A 14,414-nucleotide genomic window follows, 5' to 3' on the forward strand; every position below is an offset into this window, starting at 1 on the left:
TTGTGACCATATCAATGTATGAAGCATCCGTGCCGGTATTTTCGGCGAGGCTGAAGTCACTAGCCAATGTGCTGAACATTGCCGAGCAAAATGCGGCTGATCGCAAGATTGATCCGCAGGTGTATCTGACGGCGAGGCTGGCGCCGGACATGTTTGCGCTGACCAGGCAGGTACAGATTGCCACCGATCACGCCAAGGGCGCGCCGTCGCGGCTTGCCGGGCGTGAGGTGCCAAAATACGAGGATAATGAGACGAGCTTCGTTGATCTGCAGGCCCGCCTTACCAAGACGCTCGACTATCTCGCGACATTTTCGGCGGCCGAATTCGATGGTTCAGATGACAGGATGGTCGAACTGCGGCTTGCCGGGCGCGAGGTTTCGATGCCGGGAATGCAGTATCTGCTGCATGCCGCCATGCCCAATTTCTACTTCCACCTGACCACCGCCTACGACATCCTGCGCCACAACGGCGTGCCATTGGGCAAGTCGATCTTCCTCGGATTGCGTTGAGATTAGCTCGTGAGATATCCCGCTGCGGCGGGATTCTCACGGCGCGCTGTTTAGCGTACGGACATTTCCCGAGCGATGCGCGGGAAATCGGCCGGCTTGACGCCGATATCGGCGCGATCGGCATTGCTCATCGAATGGAGCAGCGCCAGTGCCGCACGATAACGCAGTTGTTCCCGCGGACGCGGACGGGCGAACATTTCAGTGAAGAATCCCATGATTCAAGCCCCTTATTGAACCTCCACGGCCGTCAATATAGGCAGATCATGACAATTGTGCAGTGCAGCATTCGCATGGCAGCCATGCTGCCCTGATCTTTTTTGACATAATTCGGCTGTTCCGGCGAAACTTCGGCGGTGCTTCGAGCGTAGGCCTCAGTCCCGGCACTTGGCCGGTTTTTTGTTAGACGCAGCGAAAAACTCCGTTCGCCGGCATCCTGGAAAGTCGCCTGGCCTGCCGTCGGTGGGCTTGGAAGCGGGCGGCGCTTTCCTGTATGCTATTGCTTCCTCCTCGCGCAGCCGCGCAAAATTCCCGCCGGAGAAACTCCATGCACAAACGCCGTCTCGGCCAGACCGATCTTTTCGTGTCGCAAATCTGCCTCGGATCGATGACTTGGGGCCAGCAGAACACCGAGGCGGACGGTCACGCCCAGATGGATCTGGCGTTTGCTCGCGGTGTCAATTTCATCGACACCGCCGAACTCTATCCGATCCCACCCAAGGCGGAGACACAAGGCCGTACCGAGACAATCATCGGCAATTGGATGAAGGAGAAGCGCAATCGGGACCAAGTGATCGTCGCCTCGAAGGTAGTTGGTCGCACCGCCAACACTTGGTTTCGCGGCGACCGCTCGTCTAAGCTGGTGCGCGCCGATATCTTCGACGCTATTGATAAGTCACTCGCCAGGCTCAACACCGATTACATCGACCTATATCAGATCCATTGGCCGGAACGCGACGTGCCGTGGGGCGCCAATCCGAACCGCATCGGCACCTTGCCGCGACGCTCCGATGCCGCCGGTGTGCCGGAAGGCGAGACGCCGATCGCCGAGACGCTTGCCGTATTTGATGAACTGGTGAAGGCCGGCAAGATCCGCCATTTCGGCCTGTCGAACGAGAATTCCTGGGGCGTCATGCGTTTCATTGCCGAAGCCGACAAGGGCCTCGGCCCGCGCGTCGCCTCGCTGCAGAACGCCTATAATTTCGTCAATCGCACCTTCGAGGTGAACCTTGCCGAAGTCTGCGAGCGCGAGCAGGTGTCGCTGCTTGCCTATTCACCGCTGGCGCAAGGCTATTTGACCGGCAAATACGATCATGGCGCGCGGCCGCAGGGCTCGCGCTCGCAGTTGTTCAACCGCGGCCAGCGCTACGAGACGCCGAATGCTGCCGAGGTGCAGCTCGAATACAACCGGTTGGCGCGCACCTTCGGCATGGAGCCGGCGCTGTTTGCCAATGCCTATGTCTCGAACCGGCCCTTGGTCACCTCGAACATCATCGGCGCCACCACCATTTCGCAACTCGAAATGGCGCTCTCTTCCGCCGACGTGGTCTGGACCGAGGACATGCAGAAAGCCGTTGATGCGATCCACCAGCGCGTCGGCAATCCGTGCCCTTGATGCGTCGGGCGTGGTTGTCCGATCGTCATAAGGAGAGGGGAACAGCCATGGGCTTCCGGATCGACGCGGTGCGCGCGAAATTTCCGGCTTTGTCGCTGACCGACAAGGGCCGCCGGCGCATTTATCTCGACAATCCTGCCGGCACGCAGGTGCCGCAGTCGGTGGCGGACGCGGTGTCACGCTGCCTGCTGACCACCAATGCCAACCTCGGCGGCTTCTTCGAGACCACCATTGCGGCACAGGACATTGTCGACGAGGCCCATCTGGCGATGGCCGATTTCCTGGGTGCGGCAAGTCCGCCGGAAATTATCGTCGGTGCCAACATGACGACATTGACCTACCACATGTCGCGAACGCTCGGCCGCACGATGAAGCCCGGGGACGAGATCATCCTCACCCGCATGGACCATGAGGGCAACGTCTCACCCTGGCTGCAACTGGCTGAAGACCTTGGCCTTGTCGTGCGCTGGCTGCCTTTCGACCAGCAGAGCTGGCAGATCGAGGAGGCGGCGCTCGCCGCGTTGCTTTCCGAGAGGACGCGGCTCGTCGCGCTCAACTACGCCAGCAATCTCACCGGGTCGATCAACCGGGTGAAGGCGTTGACCGGCATCGCTAGGCGGGCTGGTGCGTTGGTCTACGTCGATGCCGTCCAGTTCGCGCCGCATGGTCTGATCGACGTCCAAAACCTCGGCTGCGATTTCCTGATCTGCTCGGCGTACAAGTTCTTCGGCCCGCATATGGGAATTTTGTGGGGCAGGCTGGGCGTTATCGATGCGCTTAAGCCGTATAAATGCCGTTGCTCGTCCAATGCCTTGCCGGAGCGCTTCGAGCTCGGCACGCTGCAAATTGAATTGATGGCCGGCCTGTCGGCGGCTATCGATTATTTTGCCGAGTTGGGAGCGGCAGCTGGCGCGCAAGGGTCGCGTCGGCGGAAAATCGCCAAGGCCTTCGAAGTCTCAATCGCTTACGAGAACCCGCTGACGCAACAGTTGATCGACGGTCTGTCGGATATTGCCGGCCTGACCATCCACGGCATCACCGATCCGAAGCGGATCGATGAGCGTGTGCCGACGGTGTCGTTCACTGTCGAAGGCATAGTGCCGGAGACGGTCGTGCGGCAGATGAATGCGGAAAACATCTTCCTGTGGTCCGGCCACAACTACGCCTGGGAGATCGTCCACCAGCTCGGCATTCCGGCCGAGCAGGGCGTGGTGCGCATCGGCATCGCTCATTACAACACTGCAGCCGAGATCGACGAGACGCTGGAGAGCGTGCACCGCGTTGTCGCCATGCTGAGGCAGGAGCGATCCTGAGCGGGCCACGCCGACGGATCATCGCTTGTGGGCGCCGCCAAAACCGGTGAGGAAGGCGGTGAGATTGTCGCCGAGCTCATCGCAGAGATAACCGCCTTCCTGGACGATGACCGTTGGCAGGCCGAGCCGGGCGATCGCCTCGCCAATGCGCGAAAAACCAGGCGTGCTCACCGACAGCCCGCCGAACGGATCACCTTCGAAGGCGTCTAGGCCCAGCGCGACCACAAGCGCATCGGGCGAGAAGGCGTCGATGCGCTGGAACGCTGCCGCCAGTGCTTCGAGGAAAGCCGCATCGCCGGATTTGCGCGGCAGCGGCAGGTTGAGATTGTAGCCGAGGCCGGCGCCTTCGCCGCGCTCGTCCGCATAGCCCCAGAAAAACGGATAGAACCGCGCCGGGTCGGCATGCAGCGACACGGTGAGTACGTCCGGCCGGGCATAGAAGATGCCTTGCGTCCCGTTGCCGTGATGCAGGTCGACATCGAGGATCGCCACCCGCGCTGCCTGCTTGCGTAGAGCCTGTGCGGCGACCGCCGAATTGTTGATGAAGCAGAAGCCGCCGGCGACGTCGGCAAAGGCGTGATGGCCGGGCGGCCGGCACAGCGCGTAGGCGGCCGGCGCTCCCAACATCACCGCCTCGGCGGTTTCAACCGCGCTCCAGGCGCTCCAAAGCGCGCTCTGCCACGTCTCGCCGGAGATCGGGCAGGCTGTGTCGGCCATGTGGTAGCCGGCTTGGCCGACCGCCGAGGCCGGATAGGAGCCGTTCCGCGCGATCGGGTGGATGTTGGGGATGACCTCGGCCGAGGCGCCCTCGATGCGCTGCCAGCGCGCGAAGATATGGTGAAGGAAATCGAGATATTCCGGCGTATGTACCGCGGCAATAGGGCCGAGTCCGTGATCCCGCGGCCGTTCGATCGTGCAGCCGGCAGCCTTTGCGCCGGCCAACAATCGCTCGACCCGTTCCGGCTTTTCCGGATTGGGCTGCGGCGCGCCGCTGGAGAGGAACGCCTTCGGGTCGTGGCGCTTCTGTTCTTCGGCATAGAAGGCTTTCATGTTGGCTCCTCCGGTGCATCGGCGAAGGCGAAAAAGGCGTCGCCGACGATCTTCTGCACCTGCTCGTAGCTGGACCAGGCAATGCCCAACCGTTCGTAAAAAGCCTTGGCGGTCTCGTTGTCGGTATCGACAGACAGCTTGAGATAGACGCCGCCGTCCTTCCGGCATTGCGCCGCGACCCGGCGCAGCAGGTGCTCGCCGATCCTGCGGCCGCGAAAACGGTCCTCGACATAGAGGTCCTGCACATAGACGCCGGGCCGTCCCATCCATGTCGAGAAGATTGGAAAATGCAGGCAAAGCCCGGCAAACTCGCCGCCGACCTCGGCGATCAGGGTCGAGAAGGCAGGCTTCTCGCCAAAGCCATAGGTGCGGAGATCCCGAGCTGTCGAGGTGATCTCCTGATGTGCGCCGACATGCGCGCCGAGCCGTAGGAGCGCGGCGTGGATGGTTTCGACGTCCTCCACCCAGCCGGGGCGGATGACGATGTCTCTTGACGGTGGGTTGGTCACGGCCGCATCTCAGAACGCCACGCGATCGCCGCCCTTGAGCGCCAGCATCTGCCGCGCCTCGGCCGGCGTCGCGACCTCCAGCGACAAGCCGTCGAGCACGCTGCGGATGCGGCGCACCTGGTCGGCATTGGACTTGGCGAGTTGGCGCCCGTCGTAGAGGCTGTCCTCCAGCCCGACGCGGACATTGCCGCCCATCGCCGCCGCAATCGAGATCATCGGCATCTGGTGGCGTCCGGCGGCCAGCACCGAAAATTGGTAGCTGTCGCCGAACAGTTTGTCGGCGATGCGCTTCATGTGGATCAGGTTTTCTGGATCGGCGCCGATGCCGCCAAGGATGCCCAAAACAAACTGGATGAACAAAGGTCCAGACACCAGCCCACGATCGCGAAAATGCGCCAGCGAATAGAGATGGCCGACATCGTAGCACTCGAATTCGAAGCGCGTGCCGCAACCGCGCCCGAGCTTCTCGAGCACCGTCTCCATGTCGGCAAAGGTGTTTTTGAAGATCGTGTCGCGGGTGGCCTCGAGCAGTTTCGGCTCCCATTCGTGCTGCCATTCCCGCGGCCGCTCGAGCATCGGGAACAGCGCAAAGTTCATCGAACCCATATTGAGCGAACTCATTTCCGGCTCGGCCCTGAGCGGCGCGGCCAGCCGCTGGTCGAGCGTCATCAGCGACGATCCGCCGGTGGTGATGTTGATCACCGCATCGGTCGCCTGCTTGATGCGCGGCAGGAACTGCATGAACACCTCGGGGTCGGCGGTCGGCCGCCCATCCTTAGGGTCGCGGGCATGAAGATGCAGGATCGAAGCGCCGGCCTCGGCGGCGGCGATTGCGTCTGCGGCGATCTGGTCCGGCGTCACTGGCAGATGCGGCGACATCGACGGGGTGTGCACCGACCCGGTGACGGCGCAGGTGATGATGACTTTGCGCGGTGCCATGGTTCGTTCCTCAGCCTTCGACCGGCAGGTCGAGCTCGCCGGCCAGCACCTCGAGCGCGTCACCGATGATGGATATGATCTCGCCGATCTGCGCGGCGGTGACGATCATCGGCGGCGCAACCATGAAATTGTCGCCGTCGACACCGCCCTTGACCTTGCGTCCGTAGATGATCAGGCCGCGCTCATAGGCGAGGTCGAGCAGGCGCTGAGTGGCCTTTTTCGCCGGCTCGATCGGCCTCAGCGTGTCCGGATCGGCGACCATTTCGGCACCGGTGAGCAGGCCCTTGCCGCGGACGTCGGCGATGAACGGAAACCGCTTCGCCAATCCCTTCAGCTCGTCCATCAATAGCTCGCCCATGACAGCCGCGTTGGCGATCAGGCCGAGACGGTCCATCTCACCTAGCACGGCGAGCCCGGCGGCGCAGGCGAGCGGATTGCCGGCATAGGTATGGCCGTGCTGGAAGCCGCCCGACGCGAGCAATGGCTGCACCAGCCGCATCGGTGCCGCCAGCGCACCGAGCGGGGCATAACCCGAGCCCAGCCCCTTCGACAGCGCGATGATGTCTGGCTTGCAGTTCCAGTGGTCGCCGCCAAGGAATTTTCCGGTGCGGCCGGCACCGCTCATCACTTCGTCATGGATGAGCAGGATGCCGTAGCGATCGCAGATCTCGCGGATGCGCGGATAATAGCTGTCGGGCGCCACCAATGCTGCCGTGGCAGCGCCGCCGACCGGCTCCATGATGAAGGCGAGCACGCTCTGCGATCCCTCGGCGAGGATCTTTTCCTCCAGCATGTCGGCGTAGCGGATACCGCGCTGTTCCATCGAAAGATTGTCGCGGTCACGCCAGGCGGTGGGCGCCGGAACCGTCGGCATGAGCTGCATCATCGGCGCAAAAGTTTCGGCCAGCGCATCGTCGCCGGTGACGGCGAGCGCGCCGAGCGTGCCGCCATGATAGGACGGAAAGCGCGTGATCACCTTCCAGCGGCTGGGCTGGCCGATGGCGACCGCCCATTGCCGCGCCAGCTTGACGCAGGATTCCGTTGCCTCCGAGCCACCGGAGACGAAAAAGATGCGGTCCAGGCCCTCGGGGAGTTTGGCCGCCAGTTGCCGCGCGAGCTCCTCTGCCGGTTCGTTCTCGAAATGCAGGCGGTAGGCGAAGGTGGCGCGGTCCATCTGCCGTTTCATCGCGTCGAGCACGTTGCGATTGGAGTGGCCGATATTGGCGACCATCGGGCCGCTCGATCCGTCGATGAAGCGGCGGCCATCCTGCGTCCACATGTAGATGCCTTCGGCGCGGTCGATCAGCGGCCGGCGCAGGCTGGACAGATAAAACAGATGCGAAGCTTCGCGGGCTTCCGGGGCAGGGGACTTCAGCATGTCATGACTTTCCGAGATAGCGGTCGAGGACATTTCTGGTAACACGCTCGACCATCGCATCCTGCCTTAGCAGGCCGGCAACCCATTCGCAGCTTCCGGCGTGAAACACCTCGCCTTTGCCGCGCCGGAAATTGACGATCATGCCGTTGCCGCGCTTAACCTTATCGAGATTGGCGTCGCTCGCCTCGCCGAACAGCGTTTCGGCGGTGAAGCGGCCGTCCTCGTCGCCGAGGAACTGGTCCTCGAACGGGATGTCGGCGCTTTCCTCGACCTGGGCAGCCATGCCGACCGCGAGCACCTGCAGGCCGTCCGGTGCGCCGCTGTCGGGCGTCGGGTAGGGCAGGCCGCCGCGGATCTCGAAATCGAGCCCATCGACCTCATAGCCATAGACATGGCTGTCGGCGCCGAGCAGGTCGCCATAGTAGATGCCGGTACCGGCAAAGGCCCAATGCTCCGGCCGGTAGACCGGAAAGCCGCGCACACCGCGCGGCGCGCAGCCGCCCCAGCCGGCATAGACGCCTCTTGTCGAGTTGAGGCCGAAGGTCGCCGCACCCGGCCGGCCGATTTCCGGCGCTTCCCAGGAATTGGTGGCGCGCCTTATATCGCCGCCGCGATAGGCCGGGTCCTCGGCGCGGGCGCGGTATTTGTAGCAGACCTGCCGGCGGCCTTCGTCCTCCAGCCTGGTCTGCCACATGAAGTTGCCGGCAAAGCGCGCCGCATGACCGCCGCGCTCGACATAGGTGTCGACCGCATCGCGCATTTCCCAGGTCCAATATTCGTCGTGGCCGACGAAGACGACGCAGTCATAGCCGTCGAGAATGTCGGGCGAAAAATGCAGATCGTGCTGGCTAGCGAGATCGACGGCGTAGCCGGAACGCTCAGCGAAGCGGAAGAAATGGCTGTCGTAGCTTGCCCAGCCGGCTGAGGCGTATTTCTTCGAATGGCCGGTGGCAAAGGCCCATTCCATGTGCGGATAGCGCGGCACGGTTTTCGGCGGCACCGCGACTTCGAGCGGCACGCGCGGCGCATCCTTGGGCAGCACGACGAACCCGCGGCACCAAGGCCGCTGCGTCGACACCATTCGTGCATACTGGTCGCGGGCCGGCCCGGTGATGCCTTCGTAATGGTTGGAACCGCCCCATGTGTTGTAGGCGAGCCAGGTGCCGGTGGCCGCGACCTGCAGCACGCGGCCGGGTTTCTTGCCGGGCTGCGGCGAGACGATGAAAAGGTGATGACAGCGGATCGGCTTGCCGTCGCGACCGTCCGCTTCAAGCGTGACGCGATAGGCGCCGGATGGCCAGTCGTCGCCGATGCGAAACTCGAACGACGCCTGCCAGCCGCAGCCTTCGACCGAACATTGATCCGGCGTATCTTGCCAGCGCGCCGCAATCCCGGTCCTTTCGAACATTGTCGTTTCCGCGCCGCCGTCGCGGATGATCGCGATGCCGAAACCGGCGGCCGTCGAACTGACATGCAGCGCCACCATCTCGCCGGGGCGATAGGAAAAACGGTCGCTGTAGCACCAGATTTCGCCGCGCCCGCCATCCATACCGGGCCATTCCCAGTAATGGCTGCGCACCGCCTGGCGTCGCTGCTGCGGCGTCAGTCCGAAATCGGGAAACTCGGTCGGCAGATGGTTCATGGACACCGCTAAGGTCGAAGGCCGCCATTTCGGCCATCCGCCGGCCAAGCGTCAATTGGAAACGATCGGGCCAGCCATTGCCGGGCTGCTCCCTTGGCCTTGCCGGCCAAACAGACTATCTCACAAAGGGCGGCGTTGTCCGCCACGGGAGCCGATATGCTGAGAGTGCAAAAGGTCAGGGTCAACGATATCTACGTGCCGACCGCGCGCAAGAAGACGCTGCATCCCGAAACCGTCCGCCATCTGGCCGAGGACATTCTGGAAAACGGAATGAAGATGCCGATCCAGGTGCGCCATGACGGCAAGCGTCATATCCTGGTCGAAGGGTTGCATCGGCTGGAAGCGGCCAAGTGGCTCGGCGAGACCGAGATCGACGCCTATCTGGTGCAAGCCAAGCGCCACTGAAGCCATTCAGTTCCGTCGCTCGAATCTCCGGTCCCGCGGATTTTTTCGCGGACCGTGTCGGCTTGCGTCTTGTTGGTTCGTCCTAGACACGGAAGCCAAAACCGACGTGTGAGGAACGCCATGACCACCAAGCTCGACATCGCCCCCAACTCCAACCGCGAGCTGGTTCTCGCCCGCATCATCGATGCGCCGCGCGAGAACGTCTATCGCTGCTGGACCGAGCCGAACCTGTTGACGCAATGGTTCTCGCCGAAGCCGTGGACGACGCCGCGCGCCGAAATGGATGTGCGGACCGGTGGCTCCACCCTTGTGGTCATGGCCGATCCCGACGGCAAGGAGTTCCCGAATCCAGGCATCTTCCTCGAAGTCGTACCAGGCAAAAAGCTCGTCTTCACCGATGCCTATGCCAAGGCGTGGGAGCCGTCCGAAAAGCCGTTCATGACGGTCGTGCTGACCTTCGACGACGAGGGCGAGGGCAAGACCCGCTACATCGCCCGGGTTGCGCATTGGTCGGTCGCCGACCGCGAACAGCACGAGAAAATGGGTTTTCACGACGGCTGGGGCCAGTGCGCCGAACAGCTCGAGGAGGTCGCCAAGCTACTTTGATGCACAAGCGACTTTGATGCAAACGAGAGAGGGAGACTGATATGTCCAGATCGATATTTTTTGCCATTTTCGCCTCGGCCGCCGCGCTCTTTGCCGCGCCGGGCACCATCAACGCAGAGGAGGCCAAGCCTGCCATGACGACCGCAACCGCAACACTGCCGAAGCCGCAAAAGTCCGGCCTGCTGCCGATCAACGGCCTGAACTATTATTACGCCGTCCATGGCAAGGGCGAGCCACTGCTTCTGCTGCATGGCGGTCTCGGCACAACCGACATGTTCGCGCCGATCCTGCCGAAGCTTACCGAAGACCGCACCGTCATCGGGGTCGACCTGCAGGGCCATGGCCGCACCGCGCTCGGCGACCGGCCGCTCAGCTTGGAGGCGATGGGCGACGACATGGCGGCGATCGTCAAGGCGCTCGGCTACGACAAGGTCGACGTCATGGGTTATTCGCTGGGTGGGGGCGTCGCCTTCCGCATGGCCGTGCAGCATCCCGACGTGGTGCGCCGGCTCGTCCTGGTCTCGACCGGCTACGCCGCGGACGGCTTCTATGCCGAGATGCGTGGCCAGCAGGCACAAGTCGGCGCAGCGATGGCCGACATGATGAAGGACACGCCGATGTACAAATCCTACGTCGCGGTCGCGCCGCATCCGGAGGATTTTCCGAAACTGCTCGACCAGCTCGGCGCCTATATGCGCAAGGACTACGATTATTCTGCCGACGTGCCGAAGCTGAAAATGCCGGTCATGCTGGTGTTCGGCGACAGTGACATGTACCGGCCCGAGCACGAGATCAAGTTCTACCAGATGCTTGGCGGCGGGTTGAAGGACGCCGGCTGGATGCGCGAGAACCTGTCGCAAAACCGCCTGGCGATCCTGCCGAACCGCACTCATTACGACGTGTTCTTCGCGCCGGAACTGACAGCTGCCGCGCTGCCGTTCCTCAATGGCGAGACCAAGGTCAAGACTTGGGATGAGGTCGTCAACGAAACGAACTGACGTCCAGTCAATTGGCTGCCGGCCGTCTCCCGCGAGATGGCCGGCATTTCGTTGATGAGGCCTTGGCGCGGCGCATCCAGCCGATCGCCCATCGGCCCGGATCACAGCTTTAGATGACGCCATCAAAGCTTTTCAATTGACGGTGCCACGCCTGTCGATAGGTATCGCCTATCCTCGCAGGAAGGGACATGGGCGATGGCAAGATATCAGGGCGGGTGTTTGTGCGGTGTGGTGCGCTACCATGTCGAGGCGACACCGATCAATGAGCGCGTCTGCCATTGCCGGCTCTGCCAGAAGGCACTGGGTGCCGCCTTCAACGCGCGCGTGCTGTTCCGCATCGACGATGTGACGGTCGACGGTCCGCTGGCGACGGTGAATTCCTCGCCCGATCTCAAGCGTGGCTTTTGCCCGCGTTGCGGCACGACGCTGTTTTCCCGGCGCGATTCCGCCGGCATCATCGGCATCACGACCGGCTCGCTCGATGATCCTTCGGTGTTCAGGCCTGAGATGCATATCTGGACCGCCTCGAAGCAGCCCTGGGTCCAGATCGACGACGGCCTGCCGCAATATGAAGGCGCGCCACCTCCGGCTTGAGGTGAAGTCTGGGTAAAATTTAATCCAAAGCGACACGAGATAGCCGGCAAAGCGTCATTGGCGGGCCATCATTGCTGCCTATCTATTGCGTGCGGGCGGCAGTCGAGGAGGCGACGGAATGAACGACAGCATCAACACCCTGGACGAGCTCTTGAGTGATCCGATGATCAAGCTGGTGATGGAGCGCGACCGCGTGCAGCCGGCAGAACTTCGCACGCTGCTCGAGGAAAAGGTCCGCCGGGCGGACGATGATGTGGCGGTCAACGATCGTTTTGTACCGCCGGCCCACCTTATGGCCACGACCTGCCACAAGCTGTGGCTTTGCGGCTAGGTCTTGAAGCGGTCAGCCGGAATTTGCCGGCAAATAGCTGTAATGGCTGCGGAAATAAGCGAGCCTGAAGCCGAGGCGCGCATAGTTGCGATACGCCGGCCCGTCGCGTTCGCACTGCCGCGCCTCGATGTCGGCCACGAACAGTTTTGCACCGGCCGCAAGTCCGTCGCGCACCATCGCTTCGCCGAGCATTGCATCGAGGTCGAAGCTCGGCGCCATGATGCCGGGCACCGGCGCGTCGATGCCGCTCCAGGCCATGCCGTCGGCACCGATGAACATCGAGCGCACCGCCGCCACCGCGCCGTCCCGCCGCAGCATATAATGATGCCAGCCGCGTCGGCCGGCCAGCGCTAGCAACCATGGTGAGGTCGGCAACCGATATTGGCTGTCGATGAACCCAGCCCATTCCCTTGCCGTTGCCGACGTCACCCGCTCGACCGAGACATCCTTCGACGGGAAAAGCGGCTCCGTTGGCAATGGCGTGGCGTCGCGAAAGATGCGTTCCCAACCGCCCTGACGCTGCAGGCCGCGTGCCTCGAGCCAGCAGCTGAGCGTCGCGGGCTCGGTATGCGGATTGGTGTAGAACCAGGGCCGCAGAATACCGGCCTCGCGATAATGCGCCAGAAGCGCGTCGAGCCGGCTCTCGGTGGCAGCGCTATCGACACCGAGATTCTTGACGCAGTTGAAATGGATGAACGGGATCGTCGTGCAGGTGGTCCAGACGAGATCGCCATCTTCGGCGATGGCAAGGCCTTGCCTTGCGGCAAAGTCTGCCGGGGCGGCGCGATAGAGATCGAGCCAGGCATTGACCTCGGCGCGTTCGATAACGCGGCTGAGATCGCGCGATATTTCGTCGATCCCGATGGCGGGCGAGCGTGGCTCGGGCGGGGCTACGGGCTGCAATTCTGATAGGGCGGCGGGCTGCATGACTTCCTCCCAAGTATGGCCTTACACCGTAAGATTAGTGGAGACTAATCTCATGCCGTGAGTTGTCAAGCGGGATTGCGAGGCAGCCACGTGGTCGAACGTTGGGGGATGGCGCACCCCCGTCCGGGCGAACGTTCCGATGCAAACCCCCTAACAATTCGATTCAAACTTTGTTGGTAGTTTCTTGTTAGGAATCCAGCTTGGTTTGTCCGACGGCGTTGTCCTGCCTTCGGTCTGTTGTGTTTTGCGTACAGGTCCAGATGCGGTTATCAGGCGTCGTCATCTTTTCGATCGCAGCGCTGTGCCTTGCCGGCTGCACGTCGACCTCCGGCGTCGATGCGCTGCAAGTGCCGTCCGGCGAGACCACCAGCTCGGTTGTGCGGCCACCCGCGCCGGTGGCATCCGTGGCGAAGACTGATGCTGCGCCCGCTTTTGCCGAACAGGAGCACGACGAACAGCCGGTCGCGATGAACGTGCCCGATCAGGACATCGAACCGCCGGCCGAGGTCATCGCGCTGATGTCGCCGCCGAAGCGGCTGACACGCGCAGCACCGGCGATGCTTGCCGAGCCGGTCACGCGCTATGGTTTTCGCGACGCCAAGCCGATCAATTTCGGTAAGTCCTCCTCGCCGAGGCGCCTTGCCGTCCATGGCGTCGACGTTTCGCGCTGGCAGGGCAATGTGAACTGGCAAAAGCTGCGCGCCCAGGGCGCCAACTTCGCCTACATCAAGGCGACCGACGGCGGCGATCATATCGACCCGATGTTTACCAGGAACTGGCGCAATGCCGACGCCGCCGGCCTGAAGCGCGGCGCCTATCACTTCTTCTACTGGTGCCGCACCGCCGGCGAGCAGGCCGACTGGTTCATCCGCAACGTGCCGAGGGTCGAGGGCGCGCTGCCGCCGGTGATCGACGTCGAGTGGAACGGCGAATCCAGCTGCAAGCGCCGCCCGTCGCGGCAAAAGGTGCTGGAAAAGATGCAGGTGTTCATGGACAAGCTCGAGCGCCACTACGGCCAGCGCCCGATCATCTACACCGCGCCCGATTTCTACCGTGACAATCTGCGCGGCGCCTTCCCCGATTATCCATTCTGGCTGCGCGCCGTGGCCGCGCATCCGTCAAAGGTCTATCCCGGCCGCAAATGGCTGTTCTGGCAATATTCCGGCTCCGGCCTGTCGCACGGGGTGAGGGGCCGCATCGACCTCAACGTGTTCCATGGCGATGAGCGGGCATGGCGCGACTGGGTTGGCGGCCGGCAGATGGTAGCGGAGGCGGAGTAGCGGCAGCTCTTGCCTTCTCCCCTTGAGGGCCTGTTGCGTAATTCGCTGATTGTGATTCTCTGAGACGAAGCTCGGAGGGAATCGCGATGGCAGTGAAGCAGATGGGCCAGTTGAGCTTGGCGGAGGCTTTTCTGGGCGGCAAGTTGGCTGGCGGTTCTTCACCGCTTGATCGATTGTCGGGTCTGGTGAAGTGGTATCGCTTCGAGAAGCTGCTCAACCCGCTGCGCGATGGCGGACCCGGACGGGCAGCTTGGCCACCGCTGGTTCTGTTCAAGGCGCTTTTGCTGCAGTCACTCTACGGCCTGTCGGATCGCGAACTTG

The 14,414-nt window shown here is 62.9% G+C and carries 16 protein-coding genes and 2 pseudogenes; 11 read left to right on the forward strand and 7 right to left on the reverse strand.

The genetic code is table 11. From position 1 onward, the window contains the following. Nucleotides 1–2 precede the first annotated feature (2 nt). Nucleotides 3–509, forward strand: coding sequence for a DUF1993 domain-containing protein (locus NKH42_RS14740; RefSeq protein WP_254817666.1), 507 nt, complete (start codon nucleotides 3–5; stop codon nucleotides 507–509). A gap of 50 nt (nucleotides 510–559) precedes the next feature. Here the strand turns inward: NKH42_RS14740 and NKH42_RS14745 are convergent, their stop codons facing one another. Further along, on the reverse strand, nucleotides 560–724 hold the full coding sequence (locus NKH42_RS14745; RefSeq protein ID WP_352506409.1) for a hypothetical protein: 165 nt from the start codon (nucleotides 722–724) through the stop codon (nucleotides 560–562). Between the two features lie 329 nt (nucleotides 725–1,053). On the opposite strand from NKH42_RS14745, the gene NKH42_RS14750 reads away from it, so the two are divergent. Together NKH42_RS14750 and NKH42_RS14755 are read left to right on the forward strand one after the other, a co-directional pair. Continuing rightward, on the forward strand, nucleotides 1,054–2,121 hold the full coding sequence (locus NKH42_RS14750; RefSeq protein WP_352506408.1) for an aldo/keto reductase: 1,068 nt from the start codon (nucleotides 1,054–1,056) through the stop codon (nucleotides 2,119–2,121). A gap of 47 nt (nucleotides 2,122–2,168) precedes the next feature. Further along, nucleotides 2,169–3,434, forward strand: a complete 1,266-nt coding sequence (locus NKH42_RS14755; RefSeq protein WP_352690844.1) for a cysteine desulfurase-like protein — start codon at nucleotides 2,169–2,171, stop codon at nucleotides 3,432–3,434. Nucleotides 3,435–3,452: 18 nt separating this feature from the next. On the opposite strand, the gene NKH42_RS14760 is transcribed toward NKH42_RS14755, so the two are convergent. From NKH42_RS14760 to NKH42_RS14780, 5 genes are read right to left on the reverse strand one after another with little or no spacing between them, the layout of a single operon-like run. After that, nucleotides 3,453–4,484, reverse strand: coding sequence for a histone deacetylase family protein (locus NKH42_RS14760; protein WP_352506406.1), 1,032 nt, complete (start codon nucleotides 4,482–4,484; stop codon nucleotides 3,453–3,455). Beyond that, nucleotides 4,481–4,993: a GNAT family N-acetyltransferase gene (locus NKH42_RS14765; RefSeq protein WP_352506405.1), complete on the reverse strand. Its 513-nt coding sequence runs from the start codon at nucleotides 4,991–4,993 to the stop codon at nucleotides 4,481–4,483. The genes NKH42_RS14760 and NKH42_RS14765 overlap by 4 nt, the downstream gene beginning before the upstream one ends. 9 nt (nucleotides 4,994–5,002) lie before the next feature. Next, nucleotides 5,003–5,932, reverse strand: a complete 930-nt coding sequence (gene kce, locus NKH42_RS14770) for a 3,5-dioxohexanoate:acetyl-CoA acetone transferase (protein WP_352506404.1) — start codon at nucleotides 5,930–5,932, stop codon at nucleotides 5,003–5,005. 10 nt (nucleotides 5,933–5,942) lie between these two features. Continuing rightward, nucleotides 5,943–7,310, reverse strand: coding sequence for an aminotransferase family protein (locus NKH42_RS14775; protein ID WP_352506403.1), 1,368 nt, complete (start codon nucleotides 7,308–7,310; stop codon nucleotides 5,943–5,945). A gap of 1 nt (nucleotide 7,311) precedes the next feature. Further along, a complete protein-coding gene (locus NKH42_RS14780) occupies nucleotides 7,312–8,952 on the reverse strand; it encodes a N,N-dimethylformamidase beta subunit family domain-containing protein (protein ID WP_352506402.1) in 1,641 nt (546 codons plus the stop codon). Between the two features lie 156 nt (nucleotides 8,953–9,108). Between NKH42_RS14780 and NKH42_RS14785 the strand changes: the two genes are divergently transcribed. From NKH42_RS14785 to NKH42_RS14805, 5 genes are all read left to right on the forward strand, one after another. After that, a complete protein-coding gene (locus NKH42_RS14785; RefSeq protein WP_023674751.1) occupies nucleotides 9,109–9,357 on the forward strand; it encodes a ParB N-terminal domain-containing protein in 249 nt (82 codons plus the stop codon). A gap of 120 nt (nucleotides 9,358–9,477) precedes the next feature. Next, complete coding sequence (locus NKH42_RS14790) at nucleotides 9,478–9,963, forward strand: SRPBCC family protein (RefSeq protein ID WP_352751588.1); 486 nt, start codon at nucleotides 9,478–9,480, stop codon at nucleotides 9,961–9,963. 41 nt (nucleotides 9,964–10,004) lie between these two features. Beyond that, on the forward strand, nucleotides 10,005–10,961 hold the full coding sequence (locus tag NKH42_RS14795) for an alpha/beta fold hydrolase (protein ID WP_352509965.1): 957 nt from the start codon (nucleotides 10,005–10,007) through the stop codon (nucleotides 10,959–10,961). A 195-nt stretch (nucleotides 10,962–11,156) separates the two neighbouring features. Beyond that, nucleotides 11,157–11,555 carry a GFA family protein gene (locus tag NKH42_RS14800; protein WP_352509964.1) on the forward strand — a complete coding sequence of 133 codons (399 nt, stop codon included), beginning with the start codon at nucleotides 11,157–11,159 and terminating at the stop codon, nucleotides 11,553–11,555. A 118-nt stretch (nucleotides 11,556–11,673) separates the two neighbouring features. After that, the gene (locus tag NKH42_RS14805; RefSeq protein WP_023717422.1) at nucleotides 11,674–11,886 is read left to right on the forward strand and encodes a hypothetical protein; all 213 of its coding nucleotides are present in this window, start codon (nucleotides 11,674–11,676) and stop codon (nucleotides 11,884–11,886) included. 12 nt (nucleotides 11,887–11,898) lie between these two features. Here the strand turns inward: NKH42_RS14805 and NKH42_RS14810 are convergent, their stop codons facing one another. Beyond that, nucleotides 11,899–12,813: a hypothetical protein gene (locus tag NKH42_RS14810; protein WP_352509963.1), complete on the reverse strand. Its 915-nt coding sequence runs from the start codon at nucleotides 12,811–12,813 to the stop codon at nucleotides 11,899–11,901. 260 nt (nucleotides 12,814–13,073) lie between these two features. On the opposite strand from NKH42_RS14810, the pseudogene NKH42_RS31260 reads away from it, so the two are divergent. The 3 genes and pseudogenes from NKH42_RS31260 to NKH42_RS14820 all read left to right on the forward strand — a co-directional run. Then, nucleotides 13,074–13,217, forward strand: a pseudogene (locus tag NKH42_RS31260) (glycoside hydrolase family 25 protein); the annotation flags it as partial. Between the two features lie 90 nt (nucleotides 13,218–13,307). Beyond that, a pseudogene (locus tag NKH42_RS14815) lies at nucleotides 13,308–14,093 on the forward strand (glycoside hydrolase family 25 protein); the annotation flags it as partial. Between the two features lie 86 nt (nucleotides 14,094–14,179). After that, a partial coding sequence (locus tag NKH42_RS14820; protein WP_352751585.1) for a transposase occupies nucleotides 14,180–14,414 on the forward strand: 235 nt, incomplete at its 3' end.

The organism is Mesorhizobium sp. M1142 (genome assembly GCF_040318565.1).
In the GTDB taxonomy this organism is placed as follows: Bacteria; Pseudomonadota; Alphaproteobacteria; order Rhizobiales; family Rhizobiaceae; genus Mesorhizobium.

What these genes read in the sequence shown, in the direction of transcription:
- NKH42_RS14745 (WP_352506409.1), bottom strand. Translation starts at nt 724, where the DNA reads ATGGGATTCTTCACTGAAATGTTCGCCCGTCCGCGTCCGCGGGAACAA.
- NKH42_RS14750 (WP_352506408.1), top strand. Translation starts at nt 1,054, where the DNA reads ATGCACAAACGCCGTCTCGGCCAGACCGATCTTTTCGTGTCGCAAATC.
- NKH42_RS14755 (WP_352690844.1), top strand. Translation starts at nt 2,169, where the DNA reads ATGGGCTTCCGGATCGACGCGGTGCGCGCGAAATTTCCGGCTTTGTCG.
- NKH42_RS14760 (WP_352506406.1), bottom strand. Translation starts at nt 4,484, where the DNA reads ATGAAAGCCTTCTATGCCGAAGAACAGAAGCGCCACGACCCGAAGGCG.
- kce (WP_352506404.1), bottom strand. Translation starts at nt 5,932, where the DNA reads ATGGCACCGCGCAAAGTCATCATCACCTGCGCCGTCACCGGGTCGGTG.
- NKH42_RS14775 (WP_352506403.1), bottom strand. Translation starts at nt 7,310, where the DNA reads ATGCTGAAGTCCCCTGCCCCGGAAGCCCGCGAAGCTTCGCATCTGTTT.
- NKH42_RS14780 (WP_352506402.1), bottom strand. Translation starts at nt 8,952, where the DNA reads ATGAACCATCTGCCGACCGAGTTTCCCGATTTCGGACTGACGCCGCAG.
- NKH42_RS14785 (WP_023674751.1), top strand. Translation starts at nt 9,109, where the DNA reads ATGCTGAGAGTGCAAAAGGTCAGGGTCAACGATATCTACGTGCCGACC.
- NKH42_RS14790 (WP_352751588.1), top strand. Translation starts at nt 9,478, where the DNA reads ATGACCACCAAGCTCGACATCGCCCCCAACTCCAACCGCGAGCTGGTT.
- NKH42_RS14795 (WP_352509965.1), top strand. Translation starts at nt 10,005, where the DNA reads ATGTCCAGATCGATATTTTTTGCCATTTTCGCCTCGGCCGCCGCGCTC.
- NKH42_RS14800 (WP_352509964.1), top strand. Translation starts at nt 11,157, where the DNA reads ATGGCAAGATATCAGGGCGGGTGTTTGTGCGGTGTGGTGCGCTACCAT.
- NKH42_RS14805 (WP_023717422.1), top strand. Translation starts at nt 11,674, where the DNA reads ATGAACGACAGCATCAACACCCTGGACGAGCTCTTGAGTGATCCGATG.
- NKH42_RS14810 (WP_352509963.1), bottom strand. Translation starts at nt 12,813, where the DNA reads ATGCAGCCCGCCGCCCTATCAGAATTGCAGCCCGTAGCCCCGCCCGAG.